A 9,488-nucleotide genomic window follows, 5' to 3' on the forward strand; every position below is an offset into this window, starting at 1 on the left:
CAGGCCCGGCGCCTGTCCTCCCCATACGCTGAGAAATGGCCCGGCAGTACGGATGCAGGGCCTGTCCCGGATGGCGGCAAGGCCGCTGTCCGGCAGGCTCCCCCGTGCTGTCCCGGGCTTTTTTATGGTGCCCGGTTTTGTAGCCTGCGCTTCTGGACATCCGCCCGGGAGAAGCATAAGCAAGGGCATGATCGAAGCATTTTCCGCCGTTGTTCCTGTGTTCCTGCTCATCGGTCTGGGCGTCTGCCTGGATCTTTTCCGGGCCCTGCCCGAGAGCGCCAACCAGACCCTGAGCCTCTATGTCCTCAACGTGGCCCTGCCGCTGCTGCTGTTCCAGATCATGGCCACCGCGCCCCTGGAGAGCTTTGCGCATCCGCAGTTCTGGCTGGGCGTCATCGCCGCGCAGTTCCTCATCTACGGGGTCTGTTACGCGGCCGACCGCATCCTGGCCCGCCACGACAGCGCGGCGGCGACCGTGACGGCCCTGGGCGGCTGTTTCTGCAATGCCGCCTTCGTGGGCATCCCCGTCATCACCAGTGCCCTGCCGGGCAATGCCGAGGCCCTGTTCGTGGCCGGCCTGTTCACCATCACGCCCAATCTTCTGTTCGTGGTGGGGCAGGTGCAGCTGGCCGCACATGATCCTTCCCGCTCCATGCCGCAGGGGCGCAAGGCCGTGCTCTTGCATGTGCTGCGCTATTCGCTGCTGTACAATGCCGTGTTCTGGGGCATGGCGGGCGGCGTGCTGGTCTCGGCCCTGGGGCTGGGCCTGTGGGATCCGCTGAACAGGGCCGCCGAGCTGGTGGGCCATACGGCCGCCCCCTGTATGCTCGTGACCCTGGGCCTGACCCTGCGGGAGCGGCTGGCCGTGGTCCTGCGGCACGCGGGCGGCCATGCGCTGCTGCGCCAGACGGCCCTGCAGATCTGCAAGCTGGTGGTGCAGCCCCTGGTCTGCTGGGGCATCCTGGCCGCGCTGGGCGTGGAAGGCCTGTGGCTGGCCGTTTCGGTCATCATGGCCGCTTCCGGCTCCGCCCTGGTGGTCCCCGTGCTGGCGGACGTGCACCATGCCGGTCCTGAGGAGGCGACCCTGACGGCCCTGGTCTCCAATGGCCTGAGCCTGTTCTCGCTGAGTTTCTTCATCTGGGTGATGCGTCTGCTGGGCCATATCTGATGCGCCTGGACGGCCTTCCTGCCGTGCCGGTGTCCTGACTGGGGATGCAGGGGCGGCAGAGGGCGCCCGCCGACGTGCGTCCTGCGGGGCCTTGTCCTGCAAAGCGCTCCACACTGCTGGATAAAATTCTATCGAAGCCCGGTCGATACCGGGCTTTTTCAATAGGTTATATATTGTTTGGTTAAACAAACAATTTTCTGGACAAGCGGAGGAAAGAGGCGCATCTTTCCCCTCACCGCAAGCGACATCCTCCGGGAGAGCCACACTACGGTCCGCATGGAGGTGTCGTATGGAAGCATTCTACGCTGTTCTTCCCGTCTTTCTGCTCATAGCCGTGGGGGCTGCGGTCCACATGACCGACGTGCTGCCGGAGAATACCGGCGCGGCCATGGGCCTTTATGTGCTCAAGCTGGCCCTGCCCGTGCTCATGCTGCATATCCTGTCCGGTGCGAGCCGTCTGGATCTGGCCCACGGCGGTTTCTGGCTGGGCGTCATCGGGGCGCAGATGCTGTGCTATCTGCTGGGCTACGCCGTGGACAGGCTTTTTTCCCGGCGGGGGACGGGCCCGGCCATCATCTCCGGCCTGGCCTGCAGCGCCAGCAACACGGCCTTCGTGGGCCTGCCCATCGTGGCCGGCCTGCTGCCGGGCAATCACGAAGCCATGGTGGTGGCCGGGCTGGCGGCCCTGACGCCCAATGTGGTGGTCATCATGGCCCAGATCCGCATGGACTGTCTGGCAGGTTCCGCGGCCTGGGGCGACGGCCGGGGCCGCATCTGGAAGCTGCTGCGCCTGTTCCTGCTGGGCAACCCCCTGCTTCTGGCCACGCTGGCGGGCCTTGCCCTGGCCTGCTCGGGGCTGGGGCTGTGGCAGCCGCTGGATCACGCCGCGGCGCTCATCGGCAGTACGGCCGCGCCCTGCATGCTGCTGGCCCTGGGCTTCGACCTGCGCCAGAAGCTGGTGCTGGCCCTGCGCCGCAACGGCGGGCATACGGTTATCCGGCAGGCCTGGCTCCTGCTGTGCAAGCTGGGCATCCATCCCCTGATCTGCTGGGGCATCATGCATCTGGCGGGCCTGCCGCCGCTCTGGCTGGGCGTGGGCGTGCTCATGTCCGCCACCGGCACGGCCCTGGTGGCCTCGGTGCTGGCCGAGGTCTACAGCGCCGTGCCCGAAGAGGCGGCCCTGACCGCCGTACTGAGCAATGCCGCCAGCATGGTCAGCCTGATGCTGTTCATCTTTCTGCTGCAGGGGGCGGGCTGTCTGTAGTGCTTGTCAGGAAGGGGCGCGGACTATAGGATAGAGGCTATTGCCGTTTCCCGGCCCCAGCGGCTCCTCTGGTCTGCCTGTCCGCAGGTTGCCTTTGTCCGGGCCGTATCCCGACCTTTTCCCGAGCAAGGAATCTTTTGATGGATCGTTTCTCCCGTCTGTGCCTGTGGGGATCCATGGCGTGTGCCTTTTTGAGTCTGGTCCTGCTGTCGTTCGACGTCTTTCCCTGGTTCCGGGATCCTATTTTGCCGCATCGCCCCACCTATCCTCTCGGGATCGCGGGCATGGTGCTGTTCGTCCTTTCCGGGCAGTGGCGCGGACGGATGCAAGAACACCGCCTGCTGCTGGGGGGGATACTGGGGATGACAGCCCTTGCAGTGCTGGCCACCGTCTGGGGCTTGCAGGACGTTCCCGGAGATGTCGCACCGGACGTCTGGACAGGCTTTTTGCTCTGGACGGCGATCCCTCTGGCGTTCTGGCTCTGGGGGGCCGTGATGTTTTCCTGCCTGCCATGCGGGCAGGGGAAAAAGCTCTTCCATGCTGCAGTGCTGCTGCTTGCGGTCTCGAACCTGGCGCACATCATCCTGGAGATCCCGGCCAACCATGGCGCAACAGGGATCAAGGACTTTCTGGTCAGCATCAATTCCTGGTTCCGTTTCGAGTGCATCGATCACGGCTGGTGGCCGCCGGTCTATTTTACGGACAGGATCAGGGGGCTGTTTGCCGAGCCGCCGCACATGGCTGTGGGGCTCATCCCCGTACTGGGCGTGGTGCTGGCCCTGAGCGGAGCGAAGCGTCTGTGGCTGCTGGGCGTGGTCTGCTGGGGCCTTATCATGTGGCAGGGCAAGATCGCGTCCGGCCTGCTCGCATTTGTCGTGACCTGCTTTGCTGCCGCCCTGCCGTTTTATTTTACTGCGCTGCGCCGTCACCGTATGCCGGTCCTGATGCTGACCGCCGTCCTGCTTGCAGGAGGCGGCTGGGCGCTGCAGGCCGGATGGCCCGGGATGCAGGCCCGCTTCCTGCCGGCCTTTCAGGAAGCAGAATCCCTGGTCCGTTTCGTGAAGGACAGCCATGCGGGCAGGCCCGCCGCATGCCCTGAATTGCAGGGGGGGCTGGAGGTCAGCTCGCTGGCCATCCGCTACACCTGTGCACGGCTGGATATGGAGGCAGGGCTTTCGCGTCCGCTGGGCATGGGCTGCATGATGCAGGGCTGGTACTGGCAGCCTCTGGAGCAGTGCAGCCTGGAGCGGGGGAGCGAGCTGACGGGCTTTGTTGAAGGCGCCAGGAGCAGCAAGCTCCACAAGTACCCTCCCATGAACCAGTATACGACGTTGCTGGCGGAAACAGGTCTGCCCGGACTGGCCTTGTTCTTGGGCCTGTGCGGCATGCTGCTCTGGCGGAGCGTACGCTTTGCCACCCGTCACCGGGACTGGTATGTGTATGGGATGGCCTGTGCCTTCCTGGGTATGCTGGCGGCATTGACTGCCATCACCATGAAGAATGCCACGGCCTTCGCCTTCCTTGCCGGTTATCTGTACGCCATCAGCCGGGAAGGGGACGGGGCAGCCGGTGAGACCGGAGGTGGACAGGTCCCGCAGCAGGAGCGCGGTTAGCGCTGCGGGCCGGACGGCAAGACTGGAATTTCTGCCTTGTTCGTGACGCGCCCTGTGAGGGAACGGTCTTCCGCGGTGCATCGTTCCTGTCGGCAGAAAAGAGCGCAGGGGGGAAGATCCCGGTCGACGGGCCGTCCATGCGGGGCGATGTCTGGTGCGGCGCATACGCCGTGCGGGTACATCTGTCCCTCCATAGCAGTCTTGCCGGGACACACGTACAGGTCGCGGGCAAGGCCGTACGGAAAGCGATGATGCGGCAAGGCAGGCGGGGGCGTTCAGAAAAGGCACACGTTCGTTAGGCGTGCGTCGCTGGATCAGTCGTCCAGCGCGGCGCAGGCGTCTTCCTGCTGGCCGCGGTAGAGCAGCTCGTCGGTCATCTCCAGCAGTTCGCCCACGATGCCGCCCCCGGTCATGGGATGCCCGAACAGGGCCTCGCGCTGGTTGGTGAGGCCGCGCCGGTCCACGGCGTCGGGCATGGTGGGGGAGAGGGTCTCGCGTAGGCGGCAGGCCAGCAGATAGCCCTCGGCGCCGGGCAGGAAGATGTCCGTGAGGGCCGCGAAGCGGGCGCGCATGCCGTCCCAGGCGGCCAGGGTGTCCGGGCCGGGACGCAGGCCGCAGAGCACACGCAGGGACGAATACAGGTTGTTGCAGACCGCGCCGGGCAGGCCGGGGCGCCAGCCCCAGAGCCAGGGAGTGCGCTCGAAAAAGAGGTTGTGCTCCACGCCCAGATCCAGCAGCTCGCGCATGCCGTGCAGCAGGGTGCGCAGGGGGGCCGTCTGCGGCGTGTCGGGCCAGCGGAACGCGGCCTTGCGGTGCAGGTCCCAGGCGGGCACCAGCTCGCGCTGCGGCGCAAGACCGGCCAGCACGCGCAGCAGATGGGCCAGCCAGGCATTGGCATCGTGGCTGTCCGGGGTCTCCAGATGGGAATAGCTGAGGACGTAGCGGCCTTGGCCGTAATTGCCCGCCACCATCAGGGGCTGGCCGTCGAGGAAGTCCGCCGAGACGTTGACCCCGTACAGGTCCTTCCAGGCTTCGAAGACAGGGGCCGGGATGCGGCTCAGGGGCAGGTCGGCCAGCCAGAAGTCCGTATCCGGCTGACGGTAGGAGGCCAGGATGCTGACCCGTTCATCGGCTTCCGGGGCGAAGCGGCCGGGCCACCAGACGGGCAGGGACGGCACATGGCCGTCATCCCGGGGCGGGCGGCAGTTGCCGCAATGGCGGCAGTCGTCGTCATGGCCGTGGGCGCAGCCGCGCCAGTGCGGCGGCACCAGGGCGCACGCCTCGTCGCCCAGCGGCGGGCGCAGCGGATCGGGAGCAGCCCCGTCCGGAAAAGCTTTGGGGAAGTCCGGCCGCACGGCGGGCAGGTCGCGTGCCATGCAGGAGCGCACCCGCATGTGGGCATGGCCGGAGATGAGATGATGCAGGCGCTCGGGATAGGGCGCGCGGCCCCAGGGACAGAGCCCTAGGCCGTCCTGGCTGCGGTGCTGGCTCAGGGCCAGTCCGGCGCCGCCGCAAAAGCCCAGGTAACGGCCGCCTTCGGCCAGATAGTCGCGCACGGCCTGCCGCCCCTTCTCGCCCAGGGCCCGCGCCTTGAGCCGGGCGTTGCCGCCGGGGACAAGCAGGAGCGGGGCCGCTCCCCGTTCCTTGCCGGGCGTACCCTGCGGGCATGGCTTGCGAAAAAGCGCGCCATTGGCTATGTCTTGTCCCTTGACCAGACGACAGGGCAGTCCCAGCGCGCACAGGGCGCGCCAGACCATAAGGCCCCAGATATGGGACGCGTCCCAAAGAATACATACAGGGTTGGCGGCACACATAACAGCGTACTATGGCCGCCTTTCATGGAGAAAGCAAGATGGCGGATACCCTCCCCAAGGGCTACGAGCCCCATGACGTGGAAGCGCGCTGGCGCGACCACTGGCAGGACAACAGGACCTTCACACCCGACCCGGATGCCCAGGGCGAACCCTTTTCCATCGTGATCCCGCCGCCGAACGTTACCGGCGCCCTGCACATCGGGCATGCCCTGAACCAGACCCTCATCGACGTGCTGTGCCGTCATGCCCGCCAGAAGGGCAAGAACGTGCTGTGGGTGCCCGGCACCGACCACGCCGGCATCGCCACCCAGAACGTGGTGGAGCGCGCTCTGGCCAAGGAAGGCAAGACCCGTCAGGACCTGGGCCGCGAAGCCTTCATCGAGCGCGTGTGGCAGTGGCGCGAAGACTACGGTCACCGCATCCTCAACCAGATCCGCGCCCTGGGCGCTTCCGTGGACTGGACGCGCCTGCGCTTCACCATGGACGAAGGCCTGTCCGCCGCCGTGCGCAAGGTCTTCGTGCAGCTCTACAACGAAGGCCTGATCTACAAGGGCGACTACATCATCAACTGGTGCTCGCGCTGCCATACGGCCCTGGCCGATGACGAAGTGGAACACGAGGCCCACAAGGGCAAGCTGTGGAAGATCCGTTACCACCTGGCCGACGGCTCCGGCAGCATCACCATCGCCACCACCCGTCCCGAGACCATCCCCGGCGACACCGCCATCTGCGTGCATCCCGAGGACGAGCGCTACCAGCACCTGGTGGGCAAGACGGCCATCGTGCCCGTGCTGGGCCGCGAGATCCCCATCATCGCCGACAGCTACGTGGATCGCGAGTTCGGTACCGGCGCCCTCAAGGTGACCCCCTGCCACGACCACAACGACTGGGCCCTGGGCAAGAAGCACGATCTGGAATTCCTGCAGGTCATCGACGAAGACGGCATCATGAAGGCCGAGTCCGGCCCCTACGCCGGTCTGAAGAAGGAAGACTGCCGCACGAAGATCGTGGCCGACATCGAAGCCGCCGGCGACCTGCTGGCCGTGGAAGACCTGGACAACTCCGTGGGCCACTGCTACCGCTGCCACACCGTGGTGGAACCGCATGTGTCCACGCAGTGGTTCGTGGCCACCACCAAGATGGCTCCCGCCGCCCGCAAGGCCGTGCCCGAACTGACCCGCATCCTGCCGGAATCCTGGGCCAAGACCTACTATCACTGGCTGGACAACATCCGCGACTGGTGCATCAGTCGCCAGATCTGGTGGGGCCATCGCATCCCCGCCTGGACCTGCGCGCAGTGCGGCGAGCTCATCGTGGCCGAGCACGACCCCAGCTCCTGCCCCAAGTGCGGCTGCACTGACCTGAAGCAGGACGAGGACGTGCTGGATACCTGGTTCTCCTCGGCCCTGTGGCCCTTCTCCACCATGGGCTGGCCCGAGCAGACCAAGGATCTGGCCACCTGGTACCCCACCAGCGTGCTGGTGACCGGTTTCGACATCATCTTCTTCTGGGTGGCCCGCATGATGATGATGGGCCAGCACTTCATGGGCCAGGTGCCCTTCCACGACGTGTACCTGCACGCCCTGGTGCGTGACGAGACCGGTCGCAAGATGTCCAAGTCCACGGGCAACGTCATCGACCCGCTGGAGATGATCGACAAGTACGGCTGCGACTCCCTGCGCTTCACCCTGACGGCCTTTGCCGCCATGGGCCGCGACATCCGCCTGTCCGAAGCCCGCATCGAAGGCTACCGCCACTTCGTCAACAAGCTGTGGAACGCCGCCCGCTTCGCCCTCATGAACCTGCCCGAGACCGCGCCCGCCCCGGTGGCCCTGGAAAGCGTGGAAGGCCTGCACCACCAGTGGATCCTGCACCGTCTGGAGCAGGTCAAGCAGGACATGGACAAGGCGCTGGAGGAATACCGCTTCAACGACGCCGCCCAGCTGGGCTACAAGTTCCTGTGGAACGAGTTCTGCGACTGGTATCTGGAACTCATCAAGCCCGACATGCAGGACGAGGTCCGCAAGCCCGTGGCCCAGTATGTGCTGTGGGTGGTGCTGCGCGAGCTGCTGCTCCTGCTGCATCCCATCATCCCCTTCGTCACGGCCGAGATCTGGAACGCCCTGCCCGTGCCCGCCGGCGAGCAGCCCACGGACATCGCCCTGGAGCTCTATCCCGCCGCCCGTCCCGGCTGCCTGCATGAAGCCGAGGCCGCCCGCATGGAACTGGTGCAGGGCAGCATCGTGGCCGTGCGCACCATCAAGGCCGAGCTGAACATCAGCCCCAGCCACAAGGTGAGCCTGATGCTGCATCCTGTGGACGAGGCCCAGGCCGCCCTGCTGGAAAGCTGCCGCCAGATGATGACCACCCTGGCCCGCCTGGAAGACCTGCAGATCGGTGCCGACCTGCACGCTCCCAAGGCTTCCGCCTCCTCCGTGGTGGGCGGCTGCCAGGTCATCGTGCCCCTCAAGGGCGCCGTGGACCTGGCCGGAGAACTGGCCCGTCTGGACAAGGAAATGGCCAAACTGGAAAAGGATCTGGTGGGCGTGCAGAGCAAGCTGCACAACGAAAGTTTCGTGAGCCGCGCTCCCGCCCAGGTTGTGGAACGCGAACGCGCCCGTGCCGAACAGCTGCTGGATGCCAAGGCCAAGATGCAGGCCCTGCGCCAGCGCTTCAGCGAAGCCCTCAACGAGGAATAAGGAACAACGTCATGAAGATGTCCGCCGTTGCCACGCCCCCCATGCTCTGCGCTTCCGGGCGCGGAGCGGTGGGCGTCGTGCCCGGCGCGGTCGTCGCCTCCGGTCTTTCGGGCCGGAGGCCGGCGGCCGCGCCGCTGTTTTGTTTGCTGCTCCTGCTGGTGTTCTGCCTGTCCGCCCTGCCGGCCCGTGCCCATGTGGTGGACGAGCTGGCCCCCCTGCTGGACAGTGATGCCATCGTGAACAGCATCCAGGATATCGGCCTGCTCAAGAAGGCCGGTTTCATCTATCAGCCCGACCTGACCATCACGGGCGAGATGTGCCCCGTGGACGGCAGCCAGGACCAGCTGGCCGTGCTCAGCGGCATGCTGGCCGCTGACAGGATGTATGCCTTCTATTTCGGCGATGTGTCCGACGCGGCCAAGAAGAACGAGCTGCTCCAGCAGCTGGTGGGCAAGCCCCTGCCCACGCTGAACAGCAAGGACATGGCCCGCATCCGCAAGGCCCCGCACAGTCAGGAGTCCGCGAACATTCTGGCGCGCTTCCGCCAGCAGGAGCTTTCCCGCCTGCTGGAGGCCGCCCGTCAGGACGACCAGCTGCTGCGCCTGCTGGGGGCGCATCTGTACGGCCTTTATCTGGAGCGCCTGTACATGGCCTCGGTCATGGTGCTGGCCGCTGCGGAAAGCGACACGCTGGAGCCGCTCTATCAGGTGCATACCGGTCTGGCCACCCGGCACGGCAAGGCCCTGGAGATCCTTGGCAAGAAGGGCTTGCTGGGCCTGGAAGACTGCGAGGCCCGCGCGGCTTTGGTCAAGAAGCTGCAAGGCCTGCTGACCGCCAACAAGGGGCAGCCTACGCTGGAAGGCCTGCGCGAGATCGTCTCGCTGGTACAGGAGGAGCGTGCGTTCTTCCTGACGCCCTGCCCGCTGCCGC

6 protein-coding genes are annotated in these 9,488 nt (G+C 66.2%); 5 read left to right on the forward strand and 1 reads right to left on the reverse strand.

Going from position 1 to position 9,488, the window contains the following annotated elements:
- Positions 1-187 precede the first annotated feature (187 nt).
- The 3 genes from ACQRCJ_RS11235 to ACQRCJ_RS11245 all read left to right on the forward strand — a co-directional run bounded on the left by ACQRCJ_RS11235 (position 188) and on the right by ACQRCJ_RS11245 (position 4,045).
- The gene (locus ACQRCJ_RS11235; protein ID WP_427799822.1) at positions 188-1,168 is read left to right on the forward strand and encodes an AEC family transporter; all 981 of its coding nucleotides are present in this window, start codon (positions 188-190) and stop codon (positions 1,166-1,168) included.
- Between the two features lie 289 nt (positions 1,169-1,457).
- Positions 1,458-2,432, forward strand: coding sequence for an AEC family transporter (locus ACQRCJ_RS11240; protein WP_204626162.1), 975 nt, complete (start codon positions 1,458-1,460; stop codon positions 2,430-2,432).
- 140 nt (positions 2,433-2,572) lie between these two features.
- On the forward strand, positions 2,573-4,045 hold the full coding sequence (locus tag ACQRCJ_RS11245) for a hypothetical protein (protein ID WP_320861578.1): 1,473 nt from the start codon (positions 2,573-2,575) through the stop codon (positions 4,043-4,045).
- 314 nt (positions 4,046-4,359) lie between these two features.
- Here ACQRCJ_RS11245 and ACQRCJ_RS11250 read toward each other — a convergent pair whose 3' ends face one another.
- A complete protein-coding gene (locus ACQRCJ_RS11250; protein ID WP_427799823.1) occupies positions 4,360-5,859 on the reverse strand; it encodes a BPL-N domain-containing protein in 1,500 nt (499 codons plus the stop codon).
- Positions 5,860-5,897: 38 nt separating this feature from the next.
- Here ACQRCJ_RS11250 and ACQRCJ_RS11255 point away from each other — a divergent pair, with 38 nt between their 5' ends.
- Both ACQRCJ_RS11255 and ACQRCJ_RS11260 read left to right on the forward strand, forming a co-directional pair.
- Positions 5,898-8,558 (forward strand): valine--tRNA ligase, encoded by a 2,661-nt coding sequence (locus tag ACQRCJ_RS11255; protein ID WP_427799824.1) that lies wholly within the window; start codon positions 5,898-5,900, stop codon positions 8,556-8,558.
- An 11-nt stretch (positions 8,559-8,569) separates the two neighbouring features.
- On the forward strand, positions 8,570-9,488 hold a 919-nt coding region (locus ACQRCJ_RS11260), incomplete at its 3' end, for a hypothetical protein (protein ID WP_427799825.1).

This window comes from Desulfovibrio sp. SGI.102, from assembly GCF_050314315.1.
Lineage (GTDB): Bacteria > Desulfobacterota > Desulfovibrionia > Desulfovibrionales > Desulfovibrionaceae > Desulfovibrio.